Raw genomic sequence first — 14,842 nt, 5'->3', positions numbered from 1 at the left:
AGGTCATGTGGCTACCCTGCTGAGGTGGAGAACGGTTCCCGGATCGGCCCGCTGCTGCGCGAGTGGCGGCAGCGGCGGCGGCTGAGCCAACTGGATCTGGCGCTGGCCGCCGACAGTTCGGCCCGCCACGTGTCCTACCTGGAGAACGGGCGCGCGGCGCCGAGCAGGGCGATGGTGCTCCGACTGTGCGAGGCGCTGGATGTGCCGCTGCGAGAACGCAATACGTTGCTGCTCGCGGCCGGTTTCGCACCCGCGTACCGCGAGTCCCACCTCGACGACGCCGAGTTGACCGCGGTGCGCTCGGCGGTGGCAACCATGCTCGCCGCGCACGAGCCCTACCCCGCGGTGGTGGTGGACCGGTGGTGGAATGTGGTCACCGGCAACTCCGCGATGTCGGTGCTCACGGCGGGCGTTCCTGAGCATCTGCTCACGCCGCGTCCGAACGTCTACCGGCTGGTGCTGCATCCGGACGGTCTGATCGCGCGGCTGGCCAATCCCGCACAGGTGCGGGAGCTGTTCCTGGAACGGCTGGGCCGCCAGGCCGCCGCGACCGGCGACGAGCGCCTGCGCGCGCTGTACGACGAGGTGCTGAGCTATCCGGCGCCGTCGGATCCGGCGACGGATCGCGCGGCACCGACGGGTCCGTTCCAGGTGCCGGTTCGGATCAAGACGCCGCTCGGGGAGATGGCGATGTTCAGCACCATGGCGACGTTCGGCGCGCCCGCGGACGTGACGCTCTCCGAGCTCGCCATCGAATTGTTCTATCCCCTGGACGAATTCACCGCCGCGGTCCTGCGCGGGACCACGGCGGTGAACGGTTCGACCGGAAACGACTCAGATCGGGCGGAATCCGGCGCCGACGCCGCCGATGGCGTTGACGGCGGCGAGGATCACGTCGATCGGCGCGAAGAACGCCGGTGAGTGGATCGGGTTGGCCGCGGTGGTGCACGGCACGTCGAAGCCGATGCCGGCGAGGCCGGTCAGCCTGCCCTGGTTCATGCCGACCAGGCGGTCGCCGACCGTCACAGGGCCGCCGGAGTCACCGGGCTTCGAGCAGGCCTGGTTCAGGGTGATGGTCTCGTCCAGGTTGCCCCAGACGACACCGCAACCCGGGCCGCTGGTGCGACCGTTGGAGCACACGGTGGTGCCGGGACCCGGCGTCGGGCCGATCCCGTTGATCGTGGTGGCGCCGACCGTGCGAACCGGCGTGACCTTCGCCGGATCGAACTGCAGCACAGCGAAATCCAGCCCCTCCCCGTTGTCGGAGTAGGCGACCACACCGACCGCGCCGACATCCAGCGCCGCCTCCGATGCCAGCCGCGAACCGGCGGGCGCGCAGTGGCCCGCGGTCAGGCCCACCAGACGACCGGCGTTGTCGTGGCCGATGGCGGTGAGCGAGCACGCGGAGTTGTTCTCGAAGACGAGGCCGGAGCTTCCGCCCAGCACCGCGCTCCCCGGAGCGGCCTGCGCGGCGCCCGAGACGGCGGCGCCCACACCCGCGACGACGGCCGTCACGGCCGCCATCCACCTGAATCTCACAGCAGTAACTCTCCTTCTCGAAAGACACGGGCCGACACTCGATTTCGATCGAGGAATCGACCCACCCGACACATCGTGCTGCATCGCACCGACAGAACGGTGACGCGATGCTCGTTCCGGATGTCTCCGCGCGGCGGCGGAGCGAACCGAGTACGCGGCCTCGGTCGACTGTCGGCTACCTCAGCGTCGGGGTAGCGGCCGGTGCGCGCAATGCGATGTGTGCCGCGCCACCGTACCCGGAGACGGCCGCCGATGCGTCGGTCAGGTCGGGAAAGGAACGGTCAGGACAGGTAGGAGGTGTCGTTGACCAGCCGCACCGAGGACCCGCCGTCCGGGTAGAACTCGGCGATGGACAGCGACGCCAGATCCAGATGCAGGCGATACAGCAGCGACGGTCCCACCCCGAGCGCCAGCTGCAACAGCGTCTTGATCGGCGTCACGTGGCTGACCACCAGCACGTTCTTGCCCGGATACAGCGCGACAAGGTCGCGGCGCACAGCCTCGATCCGTTCGCGCACCTCGTCGAAACTCTCCCCGCCCGGCGCCGCCACCGACGGATCGCCGAGCCAGCGCGCGTGCAACTCCGGATCACGTTGCGCCGCTTCGAGAAACGTCAAGCCTTCCCATGCGCCGAAGTCGGTCTCGATGAGCCCGTCGTGCGTGCGCACCGGCACGTTCAACGCCGCGCCCGCGGCCTCCGCGGTCTCCCGCGCCCGGCCGAGCGGCGAGCTCAGAACCGCGGCGATATCGCCCTTGGCCGCAAGCATTTTCGCGGCGCGCGCGGCCTGTTCGCGGCCGAGCGAAGTGAGCGGGGGGTTGCCGCGGCCCGAATAGCGCCGTTGCACGGAGAGTTCGGTTTGGCCGTGGCGGAGCAGGAGCAGGCGGGTCGGGCGGCCCATCGCGCCGGTCCAGCCGGGGCCGGTGGAGGCGGCGTCGGTGTTCGCGGGGTCCACTCGGGAGGCGCGGACTTCGTCGATCCAACTGGGGGCGTTCTGTTCGGATCCTCGAACGGAAGGCTTTGCAGCGGTGGCAGCTTCGGTGCCGTCGTCGACGGTGCCTGACGCCGGGGTTCCGATGCGTGGTGGGGCTCCGAGCCCGGTCTCGCTGCTCTGTGTTTCGGTGGCCGCCCCGTTCGCGAGGCCTTGCTCAGCCGCAGCGCCCGTAGCTGCCGCGTCGTGCGCCGAACCGGTAGATGCCTCCACGCGAGCGCGACCCGCAGCGTCACGCGCAGGCGCCGGGCGCTCCGGCTCGCGGGCAGCTGTAGAAGTGTCGCGCATCTCGTGCCCGGCATCGCGGGCGGCCCGCACCTCGTCGACCAGGGTGGCGTCGTCCATCGCCTCGTTGGCCAGGCGGTCGGCATGCGAGTTCTGGGCGCGCGGAATCCAGGTGAAGCCGACCCGGTCGAAGCCCGCGACCAGGCGGCGGGCTCGGTCCGCCAGCGGGATCATCGCCGCGTGCTTGACCTTCCAGCGGCCCGACATCTGCTCGATCACGAGCTTGGAGTCCATCCGCACGTCCACCGTGCGCGCGCCCAGCTCCGCGGCGGCCTCCAGGCCCGCGATCAGCCCGCGGTATTCCGCGACATTGTTGGTGGCGATGCCGAGGCTTTCCCGCCGCTCGGCGAGCACCGCGACGTGGTCGGCAGCGAAGACGACCGCGCCGTACCCGGCGGGTCCCGGGTTGCCTCGCGAACCACCGTCCGCCTCGACGATCACGTGCTCGTAGCTCACCGGACCTCCTCGGCATCCGGACGATCGGACCCGCAGGTCACAGACCGGATTCCTTGGTACGCACCAAGATCGCGTTGCATTCGGGGCAGCGCACCACCACGTCGGGCGCCGTCTTCGCGATGCGCGCGATCTCGCCGCGGTCCAGCTCGATCCGGCACGCGCCGCACTTGCGCGCTTGCAGCAGCGCCGCGCCGACACCGCGCTCGGCCTTCTGCTTGTCGTAGGCGCTCAGCAGCTCCGCGGGGAACAGTCCGATCAGATTGGACCGCTCGTCCGCGCAGCGCCCCTGCGCCACATCCAGATCCGCCAGCGCCTCGTCGCGCAGCCGCTGCGCGTCGGCGAGCTCCTCTTCGGTCTTGCTCAGCCGGGCGCCCGCGTGATCGTGATCGGAGGCGGACGCCTCGCGGCGCTCCATCACCTCCAGCAGCTCGTCCTCCAGCACGCCGCGCCGCCGCTCCAGACTGCCCAGCTCGTGCTGGATCTCCGAAAGCTGTTTGGCGCCAACGGAACCGGCCGTCAGCATGCCGCGGTCGCGCTCCTCCCGCTTGCGGACCGCCTCGATCTCGCCCTCGAGCTTGCGGATGTCGCGATCGAGGTCGTCCAGCACGATCTCCACCGCCACCGCGGCGTCCTTGTGCTTGTTGCGCTCCCCCTCCAACCGCGCCACCTCCTGCTGCTCGGGCAGCACGGTGCGCCGATGCGCGATCCGCGTCAGTTCGGCGTCGACAGCCGCGAGCTGAAGCAGCTTGGCCTGGATCGGTGGTTCGACATTCAACGCGGACAAACTCCTGAGCACTGTGGACGGGTCGGGGGTATCCGCCGGGCGGCGAATGCCAGTGCTCAACCGTACCCCGGCCCCCGGGCGGTTGGTTCCGAGACCGGGCCGAGGAATGTGCGGGTCGCGCGCCCGCTATGTCGGATAGCGGCCGGAATCCGAGGGAACCGACGACCGGTTGCCCGCGTCTTATAGTTACGACGGGGGAAATCACCCGACGCCGACGACAGGGAGAGCTATGCGAACCGCCGACGTCCTACGCACCGCGGCCGCGGCCGCCGCTGTCATCGGGTTGGCCGCCGGGTGCGGGTCGACGGTCGGCGGGACCGCCGCGACGCCGACGACCACGGTTCGGAATCTGGATGAGATCGAGGTCTTCAATCCGTGTACCGAACTCGGCGAGGACGCACTTCGGGCCACAGGGGTGGATCCAGCTACGAAACGAGTGATCACGGACCCACCGTCCGGCCCGGCCGCGTGGCGAATGTGTGGCTGGCGGTCCCCCGACTTGCCGTACACCCTCCAGGTTGGTTCATCGAGTCACACCCCGGAAGAAACCCGCTCGAATCCGAAGGTCACAGTGCTCAGGGATACGCCGATAGGGCCGCGTCCCGGATTGATATCTCAGGACAAATCGGACTCGAAGGGCTTGATCTGCTACGTCACCGTTCCTGCCGAGCAGGGCCTGTTCGAAATCTCTGTCGGCTGGATGTCATCGCAACCGATTACGCGCGATCGGTGCGAACTGGCCGTCAAGCATGCTCGCGACCTCGAACCGTTCTTGCCCAAATAGACGGCTTCCGGAGGAGAGGGCATTTCAACACCACCTTTACGTCTGAGGGGAGTGCACCGTGGTGGATGACATGGCCGGCCAGGCACGTCACTGGCAGCAGCTGAAGCAGCAAGCTCTGAGCGGTGAGTTCAAGATGGAAGAGGGAATCGGGGAGGCTCTGCGGAAACGCTGTGAAGGCTTTCTGGCAGAGCTCGATACATTGAGGACCGATGCCCAAGCGCTCGACCGTCTGACGGGTTATGGCACCCTGCCTTCGGCACAGCAGCTACAGCAGAAATTCGAACAAAAGGCCGGTGGCGGCTCCCCCCACGACTCGAATGATTCCGCGGTCAAGCGAATAGAGCAGCACATCGAGGTCGTCCAACTCATGCGCGACACGTACGCCGCCGCAATCGGCAAACTGCAAGAAACCGACCAAACCGCAGGCGCCCAACTGACCGCCCACACCGAAGGGATGAACTGATGCCCTTCTTCGCCGCCGCGGCAGCGGTCATCGGCGTCATCGCGGGCGGTGCGGGAATCGCCCGCGCGCAGAACGACTCCCACGAGAACAAGGTCAACGAGACCAATCTCCGCGACTCCGGCGAGGACAAGTGGAAGAACGACCGGAGCCACATCCAGAACGAGTGGAACACCCTCAACGGTCAGTACGGTGACCGCGCGCCCACGGTGCTGAAGGACATGGAGCCCTTCGACACGTGGTCGCACGAGCAGATCTGGAAGGCGCTCAACGACCACGAGGGCGGCAAGGGCGTCTCGCAGGCGGACATCAACAGCGGCGCGGACGGTTGGCGGCGGCTACGCGACCGCGCCGACGAGGCGGTCCGTCAGTTCCGTACCGGCGTCGACCAGGACATCGAACAACTCTGGAAGGGTCGCGCGGCGAACGCCGCGATGGAAGCCACCCGCGCCTACACCGACGAGTTCAAGAAGTTGCCGACCAGCTTCCAACAGGTCGCCAACGGCATCGACCTGTTGCAGGGCTACCTCGATCAGGTCAAGATCTCGATCCCGCCCGCGCCGCACGTTTCCGGTTTCGACGAATTCATGGGGCACATCCCCGGCAACGGTGTGTTGAAGCTGGCGCAGCATCGCGCGAACGAGGCCGAGGCGAACGCTCGCGAGATCATGAAACGGATCTATGTGCCTGGCGCGCAAGAGGTCGACAGTCACACTCCCAAGCTCCCCGAGCCGTTCAATCCGGTCGGCAATCCCGGTGACAAGCCGAAGGACGACAACAGCGGTTGGCCGCCCGGCGGTCGACCGGTCAATCCGCGCGGTACCGACGATCCCGGCGGCTCTCCTGACGATCCGAATGCGGGCGACGACCCGAATCAGCCGCAAACGGATGATCCGAGCACGGACCCGCAGAGCACGACCCCGGCCGGGACGAATCCGGCGGGCACCGATCCGCAGAGCACGGTTCCGCAGAGCAGCGTGCCGACGCCGGACAAGCCGAAGTCGTATCTGGAGGACCCGCTCAGCAGACCCGATCCGAATCGACCCGGCTCGCCCGGTTCGCCGGGCTTCCCGGGTGGACCCGGTGGTCCGGGATCGAATCCCGGCGGCCCCGGAAAGAGCATCCCGGGCGGCAAGCCGGGGCAGCCAGGTGCCCCCGGAGGCACGCCCGGCGCACGAGCAGCGTCGCCGACCGCGGGCCGTCCCGGTATGCCCGGCATGGGCGCGCCGGGTGCCGCACGCCGCGGCGAGGACGACGAGAGCGAGCACAAGATTCCGGACTATCTCGTGCAGGACCGCACCACCGAGTTGCTCGGCGTGCAGCCGCGGGTGCTGCCACCGGGCGGGGTCATCGGCGGATGAGCGAACCGAATTCAGCGCGCGTGCTGCGGCCGTGCGCCGGCGAGGCGATGGCATGACCGAATGGCGTTGGCAGCTGGACGGTCTCGCGTTCGGCATCGCGATGGAAGCGATGGGCCGGGATCGGCTGCCGTATCCGTTGAGTTTCCGGCCCGAATTCATGGAGTCCCAGGCGGATTTCGAGCGGCTGCGCATGCGGACGGCGCAGCGGTTGCAGACGATCTTCGACGAGCGGCTGCACCGCGCGCTCACCGTCCTGCTGGAACCGCAGGTGCGCATCGAGATTCACGGCTTCTACGGTCCGGAGTTGAAGCAGGTCGTGCGGATGCACGCGGGCATAGTGGATCAGGTCGCGACGATCGCGGTGCAGCAACCCGGTCCGGATCGGGAGCACGGGCGCGATGTCGTGCTCACCATGTGTTACTCGCACATGGTGGTCTCGGAGATCGCGGCGCGCTTGCCGCGTTGCCGGGGCGGCGCCCACCATCCGTTCAGCGCTCGCCGCACGGACCTCGACCAGCCGCTGTACTCCCGGCATCCCACGCGCCTGTCCCGTACCGAGGAGGTGAACCGGTTCTTCCGGCGGCCGCGCAACGGTGCGGGCGAGATCACCGTCTACCCGGGCATCGCCTACGACGCAAGGCCGACGCTGGACGGGCACGCGTTCATCTGGCTGGACTACCCGGACGACGGGCGATACCTGCTGGTCAATCACGGCAGGAACGACTTCGACATCGCGCCGGGTCCACCCGACGAGATCATGCGGCAGCTTCAGCAGCGGATCGATGTGGTGAACCGGGAGCGCACGCACACGTGGTGACGGGCGCGCACGGTCAGCTTCCCGGCGCGCGGGTCTTGATGGCGTCGCGGGAGATGTAGACGTCGTATTCGCCGGGGGTCGCGATGACGGCGTTGCCGTAGGCGGAGCGGACGAAGGGGTCGGTCCACCACTTTCCGTCGCGCATGTCGGCGAAGAAGTCGGCGTCGCCGCCGTTGAGGAAGATGTGGTTCTGGGTGGTGGCGACGCCGTCGAGGCGCTGGCCGTACAGGCGGGTGACCTGGTAGCCGGAGTGGAAGCCGAGGGCGTTCACCCAGGGCTCCAGCTCGACGATGTTGGCTTGCAGCACCCACAGATCGCCTTGGACGCGGAACTTCTCGCGCCGGTCTGGATCGTCGTCGTCGCCGTAGAGCGTCAGGTCGACTTCGAGCTGATGTTCCTCTCCCGCAACCTCACTCACCACCACGTGCGCGGCTTTGATCTCGCCGCTCAGTCCCAGGTACGTCTGCATGAGGGTCGCGACCCACAGCAGCAGCACCGCGACGACGAGGAGCACGAGGCCGCCCGCACCCCGGCCGAGCAGCACCCGCGGCCCGACCCTGCGCACCTTCACCAGCGCCGAAACGAGCAGCGCGACCGCGATCAGGATCAGCAGGATCAATCCGATCTGCAGGATCCCGAAATCCACCGGGTAACTCATGCGGTAGTTGTACCCGCTTCCGGCGCTTCGATTCCGGGGAACGGCGAGGAACCGTCAGTCCGCGGCGCCCACCGACCACGGATCGGTGCGGATGGTGCAGACGCGGGTCTCCACGTCGGGAAGCGCCGCGGCGACAATGCCTTCCGCTTGCGCGCACCAAGGGAATTCGGTGGCCCAGTGGGCGGCGTCGACGAGTGCGGGTCCGCCTTTGCGGAGGTGTTCGTCGACGGGGTGGTGGCGCAGGTCGGACGTGAGGTAGGCGTCGACGCCGAGACGGGTGGCCGCGGACAGGTAGGAGTCGCCCGCGCCGCCGCACACCGCGACCCGCTCGATCATCCGATCCGGATCGCCCGCGGCGCGGACACCCCAGACGGTGGACGGGAGCGCGGCGGAGACGCGAGCGGTGAAGGCGCGCAAGGATTCCGGTTCGGGCAAGGTGCCGACGCGTCCGATGCCGAGGCCGGACGGCAGGGCCGCGCGCTCGGTGACGTGGTACGCCGGGTCCTCGTAGGGGTGCGCGGCGCGCAGGGCGGCCAATACGGCGCTGCGGGCCGCGGGCGGGGCGATGACCTCGACACGGTCCTCGTCGACGCGCTCCAGTTCGCCGATCGTGCCGATCGCCGGATTCGCGCCCGGCGCCGGGCGGAACTGTCCCGTGGTCGGCGCCCAGCTCGCGCAGTCGTGATAGTTGCCGCTGGTGCCCGCACCCGCGGCGAACAGGGCGCTGAGCACCGCGTCGGTGTGGGTGCGCGGGACTTGGACGACCCAGTTGTCCACCGCGGCCGTGGGTTTCGGGTCCAGTGGAGCGGTCACCGTCAGCCCGATCGCCGCGGCGAGCGCGTCCGAAACGCCGGGGTCGGCGGAATCGGCGTTGGTGTGGGCGGTGAACAGGGCGCATCCGGAACGGATGAGGCGGTGCAGCAGAGCGCCTTTGGCGGTGTCGGCGGCCACGGTGTCGACGCCGCGCAGCAGCAGCGGATGGTGCACCACCAAGGCCTGGGCGCGCCAGTCGATGGCCTCGTCGACTACCTCGGCGGTCGCGTCCACCGCGAACAACACCCTGGTGACCTCGTCTTCCGGATCACCGCACACCAACCCGACCGAGTCCCACGACTCCGCCAGCTTCGGCGGATACGCCGCGTCGAGCACCCCGATGAGATCCGCCAGCGTCGTCACCATCCGCCTACCCTCACTCCTCCCGAACTCCCGTCCCGGCGCGCGCCGGCCGTCCTCCATCATCCAACGCGGGAGTTCGGCCCGGACAACACACCCGGTTTCCTGCCGTGTCCGCCCGACCGAGAGGGCGCCTCCGCTCGAACGAGATGACGTCGACGACTACCTCCGCCGTCTACGAAGGCGAGGGGCATCCGCCGTCGATCGCCTCGCCACCGTTGGCGCCACCGTCGCGGCCATCCGCTCGGGCCGACGTCCAGCCTGGAGCAGCAGTGCTGCCGTCAGCTTCCGTCGAGATTCGCCCGCTGGAGACGACCGGGCGCGGTGCGGATAGCAGCGCACAAGCGGTCTACCGCGGCACCCTCCCGCACGGCCACCCGAAGGAAATCAGGCCCGAGCCCCGGAAATGTATCCGCCCGGCGCACCGCGATTCCCGCATCGGCCAGGTGCCGCCGCAACGATTCCCCCTCGGCGACATGCACAAGGAGGAACGGCGCGTGCGCGGGCGTGTGGACGTGGACGCCGAGGTCGGTGAGACGTTCGACCATCACCTTGCGCGCGGCGGCGAGAGCCGTTGCGTGGCGGTCGGATTCGGCGACGGCGTGTGGTGCGGCCGTGGCGGCGATCGCCTCGAGTTGGAGAATGCCGAGCGGCCAGTGCGGGCGGCCGTGGTCGAGGCGGGCGAGCAGGTCGGGGGCGCCGAGGAAGTAGCCGCAGCGCAGGCCGGCGAGCGCCCAGGTCTTGGTGAGGCTGCGCAGGACGACGATGTCCGGGGTGGCGGTGGCCGCGAGGGATTCCGGTTCACCGGGGACGGCGTCGGCGAAGGCCTCGTCGACGACGACGAGGCGGCCGGGACGGCGCAGGGCGCGCAGGGTTTCGGCGGGGTGCAGGACCGAGGTCGGGTTGGTGGGGTTGCCGAGGACGACGAGATCGGCCTCGTCGGGCACCGCGCGCGGGTCGAGGGTGTAGGGCGTTTCGAGCAGCACTCGCGCGACGGGGACGTCGGCTTGGCGCAGCGCCAGTTCCGGTTCGGTGAACGACGGGTGCACCACCGCGGCGAGGCGCGGGGCGAGCTTCGGCAGGAGCGCGAACCCTTCGGCCGCGCCCGCGAGCAGCAGCACCTCGTCCGGGCGGCGGCCGTGCCGGGCGGCGACGGCGGTGCGGGCGGCCAGGTCGTCGGCGGCGCTCGGGTAGCGGGCGAGGTCGGTCAGGCGGGCGGCGAGGCGTTCGCGCAACCACTGCGGCGGCTCGCTGCCCTGCACGTTGACCGCGAAATCGAGCATGCCCGGGCGCGCGTCGACGTCGCCGTGGTGGCGAAGCAGCGCGGGGTCGACTGTGTCGGAGGGCACGGGATCACACCCTACGTGGCGGGCGAACGAGGAGACCGGCCAGAATGGCTGTCGTGGGTGACCTGCACGTCTCGTTCGTCTGTACCGGCAATATCTGCCGATCGCCGATGGCGGAGAAGATGTTCGCGCACCACTTGCGCCTGGCCGGCTTGGCCGACCGGGTGCGGGTGAGCAGCGCGGGCACCGGCTCCTGGCACGTCGGCGACGACGCCGACCCGCGCACCACCGAGACGCTGCTGAAGTACGGGTATCCGACGGGCCACGTGGCCGCCGTCGTCGGCGCCGATCACCGCGCGGCCGACCTGCTCATCGCCCTGGACACCGGGCACGAGCGGGCGCTTGCCCGACTTGGCGTACCGTCCGATCGCCGCAAGCTGCTGCGCAGTTTCGATCCCGGAGCCGACGGCCCCGACGTGCCCGACCCGTACTACGGCACCGCCGCCGACTTCGAGCTCGTCCGCGCGCAGATCGAGGCCGCGATCCCCGGCCTGCTGGACTGGGTGCGCGTGGCGCTGAACCGGGTCCCCGTCGCGGACGGGCGGCCGTGATGCGCCGCCTGGCGTTCCTGTTGCGCCCCAGCTGGCTGATCCTCGCCGCGCTGGTGGTCGCCTTCGCCTATCTGTGCTTCACCGTGCTCGCGCCGTGGCAGCTCGGCAAGAACACCGCCACCGAGCACCGCAATCAACTGATCGCCGCCTCGGTGCGCGCCGACCCGGTCGACGTGACCACGGTGCTCGACACCTCCGGCGCCGAACACAACGAATGGCGGCGCGTCACGGCCACCGGCAGCTACCTGCCCGACTCGACGGTGCTGGTGCGCCTTCGCCACCTGGACGGCGCGCCCGGCTACGCGGTGCTCGCGGCCTTCCGCTTGGACGACGGGCGCACGCTGCTCGTCGACCGCGGTCTGGTCGCCGGTGTGGACGGCAGCTCACGGCCGCCGCAGATCCCCGAACCGCCGTCGGGCCCGCAGCGTCTCGAGGGCCGGGTTCGGATGTCGGAGGGCGTGAGCGCGGACCGGACGCCGCTCACCCAGGACGGCTACCGCCAGGTGTATTCGATCGACACCGCCCAGGAATCCGAGGTGCTCGGTCAGCCGCTGACCCCGATTCCCGCTGGCGAGCGCGGTGGGTACCTCCAGCTCTCGGAGCACCAGCCGGGCGCGTTCACCCCGACACCGCTCCCCCAGCTCGACGCGGGCCCGTACCTCTCCTACGGGCTGCAGTGGCTGGCCTTCGGCATCATGGCGCCGCTTGGCCTCGGGTACTTCGTCTACGCGGAGATTCGCGAACGCCGCAGGGAGAAAGCCGCGGCCGCGCAGTCGACGCCGACGGAACCGGCACCGACCGAACCCACGTCGACCGAACCCGCCGCGGCGACACCGGCGCCGTCGACGACCGAGGCCAAGCTCGCCGACCGCTACGGCCGCAACCGCTCCTGACTCGACCCCGCGAAGCACATCCGACCGCCTGCTCCAGCCATCGACCTCACTCGGCAGGCGCCCACCCCGGTCCGCGGAACATGTGCCCCCACCGATCTCGCCACCGCCGGGCGCCGCGCACATCCCGCCAGATCGCCGCGTATTCGTGGGTGGCGACGCGCACCGGGTTGAAGGTGCCGATGTTCTTCGTCAGCCCGTAGCGCACCCGCTCCCCCTCCGGTTCGAAGGTGCCGAACAGCCGGTCCCAGACGATGAGGATGCCGCCGTAGTTCCTGTCGAGGTAAGCGTCGTTGGAGCCGTGGTGCACGCGATGGTGCGATGGCGTGTTGAAGACGAATTCGATGGGCCGCCACAGCGTCCCGACCCGCTCGGTGTGCACGAAGAACTGGTAGACGAGGCTGACCGACTGCTGCAGCAGGATCATCCACGGCGGGAATCCGAGCAGCGCCAGCGGCAGCCAGTACGGCAGTGCGGTGAACGGCGTCCACGTCTGACGCAGTGCGGTGGACAGGTTGTAGAACTCGCTGGAGTGGTGCACCACGTGGGAGGCCCAGAACACGCGCACGGTGTGGTGGGTGCGGTGATACCAGTAGTAGGCGATCTCGTCGGCGAAGAACAGCGCGACCCAGGTGAGCGGGTGGTCGGCCGGTAGGTGCACGGGCGCCGCCAGGTAGGCCGCCGCGTAGACCGCGACGACCACGAGCTTCCAGCCGATGTTGATCACCACGTTGCCGAGACCCATGAGCAAGCTGGTCCTGGTGTCGCGCAGTTCGTAGCCGCGCTCCTCGTCGTCAGGCAGCCAGTAGAACGAGGCGGCCTCGAGCACGAGACAGAGCACGAAAACCGGGATGGCGTGGGCGATCAGGTCGAACATGGGTCAGGCTTTCGGTACGTCCAGTGCGTCGACGAGACGGCTGAGCAGGCGATAGGCGTCGGCGTAGGCGTGGTCGGCGTCTCGGGCGGCGATGCGGACGGCGAGCTCGCGATGCACGTCGCGGTCGGCGTACTCCTTGTTCAGGCCGAGCCGGGCGATGAGCTCCCAGCCGATATCGGCATAGCCGGCGACCAAGGTGTTGAGCGCGAGCCGATACGCGAGGTTGCCCGAACCCTCGATCACGGTGATCCAGAACGCGTGGTCGGCGGCGATCACGGTGGCGAGGTCGGCGGTGGCGTCGGGGTAGGCCGCGGCGGCGCGCAGGATCGCGGCCAGCTGATCCGGATCGGCGCGCTGCGCGCACAGCCGCGCCGAGTCCGCACCGACGGATCGGCGCATGACGGCGATGTCGTACAGAACCCGTTGCGGCGGTATCGAACCCGAGCGCGCGAGCGCGGAGAGGATGTCGAGTCCCGCGTTCTCCCGCCAGTTCAGCACCCGGGTCTTGCCGCCGTGCGCGACGCGCACCAGGCCGCTCTGCTGCACCCGCTTGAGCGCCTCGCGCACCGCGTGCCGGTTCACCTGGAACGTTTCGGCCAGCTCCCGCTCCGAGGGCAACGGTTCCTCGGGCGCGATCCGCCCCGCGAGTATCGCGTCGACCAGCTGACCGTAGACGGCATCGGAGACGGCGGCGCGATCGACGGCGGCGAATTCCATGCGAGCAGTGTGCCGCGTCACAGTCTAGTGGTCAACTGGTTGGACCAGTTTGCCTCGGCTGGTGGCGGCGAGGTGAATTCCGCCCTGCCTCGCGCGGTGCGACACAACGAACACAAGCCCGCGCGAGGCCACCGACCGCGCGAGGTCAGCGCGAGCGCGACAGCCGCCTACGCAGCGAGGGCCAAACCCACGCCGCACCAGCCGCGAGCACCACCGCTCCCACCTGAACGGCCTCCGACATCCGCACCGCCCGTCGCAGATCCGGAACCGTCGGCGCGGGCCCGTCGCCGAGCGTCGGGCGCAGTTCCGTCCCGTACCGGTACTGCGTCCGCCCGCCCAGTCGAACACCGAGAGCTCCCGCCATCGCCGCCTCGACGACGCCCGCGTTCGGGCTGGGATGCTTCGCCGCGTCGCGCCGCCAAGCGCGCAGCACCGCGCGAGGACGTCCACCGACCAGCGGCGCGAACGCGGCGGTGAGCAGTCCGCTGACGCGGGCGGGCGCGAGGTTCACGACGTCGTCGAGCCGGGCGGCGGCCCAGCCGAAGCGGTGATAGCGGTCGTCGCGGTAACCGATCATCGCGTCGAGGGTGTTGACCGCCCGATAGCCGAGCAGACCGGGCACGCCGGCGACCGCGCCCCAGAACAACGGCGCGACGGTGGCGTCGGAGGTGTTCTCGGCGATGGATTCCAGTGCGGCGCGGGCCAATCCGTCGGCGTCGAGCACCGAAGGGTCCCGCCCGCACAGCGAGGGCAGCAGCGCGCGAGCGCCTGCCAGATCGCCCGATTCCAGGTGATCGGCCATGGCGCGACCGGCGGCAGCCAGGCTGCGTCCGCCGAGCACGGTCCAGGTGGCGAGGGCGGTGGTGACGATGCCGCCCCGCCGCACCGCGAACCCGAGACCGAGCACGGCCCCGACCGCGACGGCCTCGTGCACGATCCCCGCAAGCCGCCGGTCGGCGTAGGTCAGGGATTCGAGCGCGCTTGCCGCCGAACCGAACCCGGCCACCGGATGCCACCGGCGCGGGTCGCCGAACGCGCGATCCAGCGCGAAGCCGAGCAGCAGACCGCTACCGGCCGAGATCCCCGTGTGCACCTGGCGAGAGTAGCGGGCACACGGCGGCCGCGACCGCCGGGATGTCACACTCTGTGGTCCTG

General features: G+C 69.8%; 16 protein-coding genes. 7 read left to right on the top strand and 9 right to left on the bottom strand.

All coding sequences use genetic code 11. The features are described 5' to 3' along the window. Nucleotides 1–24 precede the first annotated feature (24 nt). Nucleotides 25–921: a helix-turn-helix domain-containing protein gene (locus tag CRP45_RS17340; RefSeq protein ID WP_245910183.1), complete on the top strand. Its 897-nt coding sequence runs from the start codon at nt 25–27 to the stop codon at nt 919–921. Here the strand turns inward: CRP45_RS17340 and CRP45_RS17335 are convergent. The 3 genes from CRP45_RS17335 to CRP45_RS17325 all read right to left on the bottom strand — a co-directional run bounded on the left by CRP45_RS17335 (nt 835) and on the right by CRP45_RS17325 (nt 4,044). Further along, nucleotides 835–1,539: a chymotrypsin family serine protease gene (locus CRP45_RS17335; RefSeq protein ID WP_443678216.1), complete on the bottom strand. Its 705-nt coding sequence runs from the start codon at nt 1,537–1,539 to the stop codon at nt 835–837. The two genes, CRP45_RS17340 and CRP45_RS17335, sit on opposite strands and share 87 nt — an antisense overlap. Before the next feature lie 281 nt (nt 1,540–1,820). Further along, complete coding sequence (locus CRP45_RS17330; RefSeq protein ID WP_218841153.1) at nt 1,821–3,269, bottom strand: bifunctional RNase H/acid phosphatase; 1,449 nt, start codon at nt 3,267–3,269, stop codon at nt 1,821–1,823. 37 nt (nt 3,270–3,306) lie between these two features. Continuing rightward, nucleotides 3,307–4,044 (bottom strand): zinc ribbon domain-containing protein, encoded by a 738-nt coding sequence (locus CRP45_RS17325; RefSeq protein ID WP_097245924.1) that lies wholly within the window; start codon nt 4,042–4,044, stop codon nt 3,307–3,309. A 238-nt stretch (nt 4,045–4,282) separates the two neighbouring features. On the opposite strand from CRP45_RS17325, the gene CRP45_RS17320 reads away from it, so the two are divergent. From CRP45_RS17320 to CRP45_RS17305, 4 genes are read left to right on the top strand one after another with little or no spacing between them, the layout of a single operon-like run. Next, nucleotides 4,283–4,837, top strand: coding sequence for a DUF3558 domain-containing protein (locus CRP45_RS17320; RefSeq protein ID WP_097245923.1), 555 nt, complete (start codon nt 4,283–4,285; stop codon nt 4,835–4,837). Between the two features lie 58 nt (nt 4,838–4,895). Beyond that, nucleotides 4,896–5,300 (top strand): hypothetical protein, encoded by a 405-nt coding sequence (locus tag CRP45_RS17315; RefSeq protein WP_245910182.1) that lies wholly within the window; start codon nt 4,896–4,898, stop codon nt 5,298–5,300. Further along, nucleotides 5,300–6,658 (top strand): hypothetical protein, encoded by a 1,359-nt coding sequence (locus CRP45_RS34965; protein WP_097245922.1) that lies wholly within the window; start codon nt 5,300–5,302, stop codon nt 6,656–6,658. Before CRP45_RS17315 ends, CRP45_RS34965 begins: the two co-directional genes overlap by 1 nt. A gap of 52 nt (nt 6,659–6,710) precedes the next feature. After that, nucleotides 6,711–7,475 carry an ESX secretion-associated protein EspG gene (locus CRP45_RS17305; protein ID WP_097245921.1) on the top strand — a complete coding sequence of 255 codons (765 nt, stop codon included), beginning with the start codon at nt 6,711–6,713 and terminating at the stop codon, nt 7,473–7,475. Between the two features lie 13 nt (nt 7,476–7,488). On the opposite strand, the gene CRP45_RS17300 is transcribed toward CRP45_RS17305, so the two are convergent. From CRP45_RS17300 to cobC, 3 genes are all read right to left on the bottom strand, one after another. Continuing rightward, nucleotides 7,489–8,133: a hypothetical protein gene (locus CRP45_RS17300; RefSeq protein ID WP_067786005.1), complete on the bottom strand. Its 645-nt coding sequence runs from the start codon at nt 8,131–8,133 to the stop codon at nt 7,489–7,491. Between the two features lie 54 nt (nt 8,134–8,187). Next, nucleotides 8,188–9,312, bottom strand: coding sequence for a Nif3-like dinuclear metal center hexameric protein (locus CRP45_RS17295; protein WP_097245920.1), 1,125 nt, complete (start codon nt 9,310–9,312; stop codon nt 8,188–8,190). Between the two features lie 275 nt (nt 9,313–9,587). Further along, nucleotides 9,588–10,655: an Rv2231c family histidinol phosphate aminotransferase CobC gene (cobC, locus tag CRP45_RS17290; protein ID WP_097245919.1), complete on the bottom strand. Its 1,068-nt coding sequence runs from the start codon at nt 10,653–10,655 to the stop codon at nt 9,588–9,590. Nucleotides 10,656–10,699: 44 nt separating this feature from the next. On the opposite strand from cobC, the gene CRP45_RS17285 reads away from it, so the two are divergent. Continuing rightward, entirely contained in the window at nt 10,700–11,203 is a 504-nt protein-coding gene (locus CRP45_RS17285) for a low molecular weight protein-tyrosine-phosphatase (RefSeq protein ID WP_097245918.1), read from the top strand. Beyond that, nucleotides 11,203–12,096 carry an SURF1 family cytochrome oxidase biogenesis protein gene (locus CRP45_RS17280; RefSeq protein ID WP_097245917.1) on the top strand — a complete coding sequence of 298 codons (894 nt, stop codon included), beginning with the start codon at nt 11,203–11,205 and terminating at the stop codon, nt 12,094–12,096. The genes CRP45_RS17285 and CRP45_RS17280 overlap by 1 nt, the downstream gene beginning before the upstream one ends. Before the next feature lie 46 nt (nt 12,097–12,142). Here the strand turns inward: CRP45_RS17280 and CRP45_RS17275 are convergent, their stop codons facing one another. From CRP45_RS17275 to CRP45_RS17265, 3 genes are all read right to left on the bottom strand, one after another. Beyond that, entirely contained in the window at nt 12,143–12,970 is an 828-nt protein-coding gene (locus CRP45_RS17275; protein WP_097245916.1) for a sterol desaturase family protein, read from the bottom strand. A gap of 3 nt (nt 12,971–12,973) precedes the next feature. Then, a complete protein-coding gene (locus CRP45_RS17270; protein ID WP_097245915.1) occupies nt 12,974–13,687 on the bottom strand; it encodes a FadR/GntR family transcriptional regulator in 714 nt (237 codons plus the stop codon). A gap of 145 nt (nt 13,688–13,832) precedes the next feature. Then, on the bottom strand, nt 13,833–14,780 hold the full coding sequence (locus CRP45_RS17265) for a cobalamin biosynthesis protein (protein WP_097245914.1): 948 nt from the start codon (nt 14,778–14,780) through the stop codon (nt 13,833–13,835). Between the last annotated feature and the right edge of the window lie 62 nt (nt 14,781–14,842).

Origin of the sequence: Nocardia amikacinitolerans (genome assembly GCF_900215415.1) — a bacterium.
GTDB classification, from domain to species: Bacteria; Actinomycetota; Actinomycetes; order Mycobacteriales; family Mycobacteriaceae; genus Nocardia; species Nocardia amikacinitolerans.
Note: the sequence above shows the minus strand (reverse complement) of the source record. Positions and strands in the feature narration are given on the sequence as shown.

What these genes read in the sequence shown, in the direction of transcription:
- CRP45_RS17280 (WP_097245917.1), top strand. Translation starts at nt 11,203, where the DNA reads ATGCGCCGCCTGGCGTTCCTGTTGCGCCCCAGCTGGCTGATCCTCGCC.
- CRP45_RS17305 (WP_097245921.1), top strand. Translation starts at nt 6,711, where the DNA reads ATGACCGAATGGCGTTGGCAGCTGGACGGTCTCGCGTTCGGCATCGCG.
- CRP45_RS17320 (WP_097245923.1), top strand. Translation starts at nt 4,283, where the DNA reads ATGCGAACCGCCGACGTCCTACGCACCGCGGCCGCGGCCGCCGCTGTC.
- CRP45_RS17275 (WP_097245916.1), bottom strand. Translation starts at nt 12,970, where the DNA reads ATGTTCGACCTGATCGCCCACGCCATCCCGGTTTTCGTGCTCTGTCTC.
- CRP45_RS17300 (WP_067786005.1), bottom strand. Translation starts at nt 8,133, where the DNA reads ATGAGTTACCCGGTGGATTTCGGGATCCTGCAGATCGGATTGATCCTG.
- CRP45_RS34965 (WP_097245922.1), top strand. Translation starts at nt 5,300, where the DNA reads ATGCCCTTCTTCGCCGCCGCGGCAGCGGTCATCGGCGTCATCGCGGGC.
- CRP45_RS17295 (WP_097245920.1), bottom strand. Translation starts at nt 9,312, where the DNA reads ATGGTGACGACGCTGGCGGATCTCATCGGGGTGCTCGACGCGGCGTAT.
- CRP45_RS17270 (WP_097245915.1), bottom strand. Translation starts at nt 13,687, where the DNA reads ATGGAATTCGCCGCCGTCGATCGCGCCGCCGTCTCCGATGCCGTCTAC.
- CRP45_RS17285 (WP_097245918.1), top strand. Translation starts at nt 10,700, where the DNA reads ATGGCTGTCGTGGGTGACCTGCACGTCTCGTTCGTCTGTACCGGCAAT.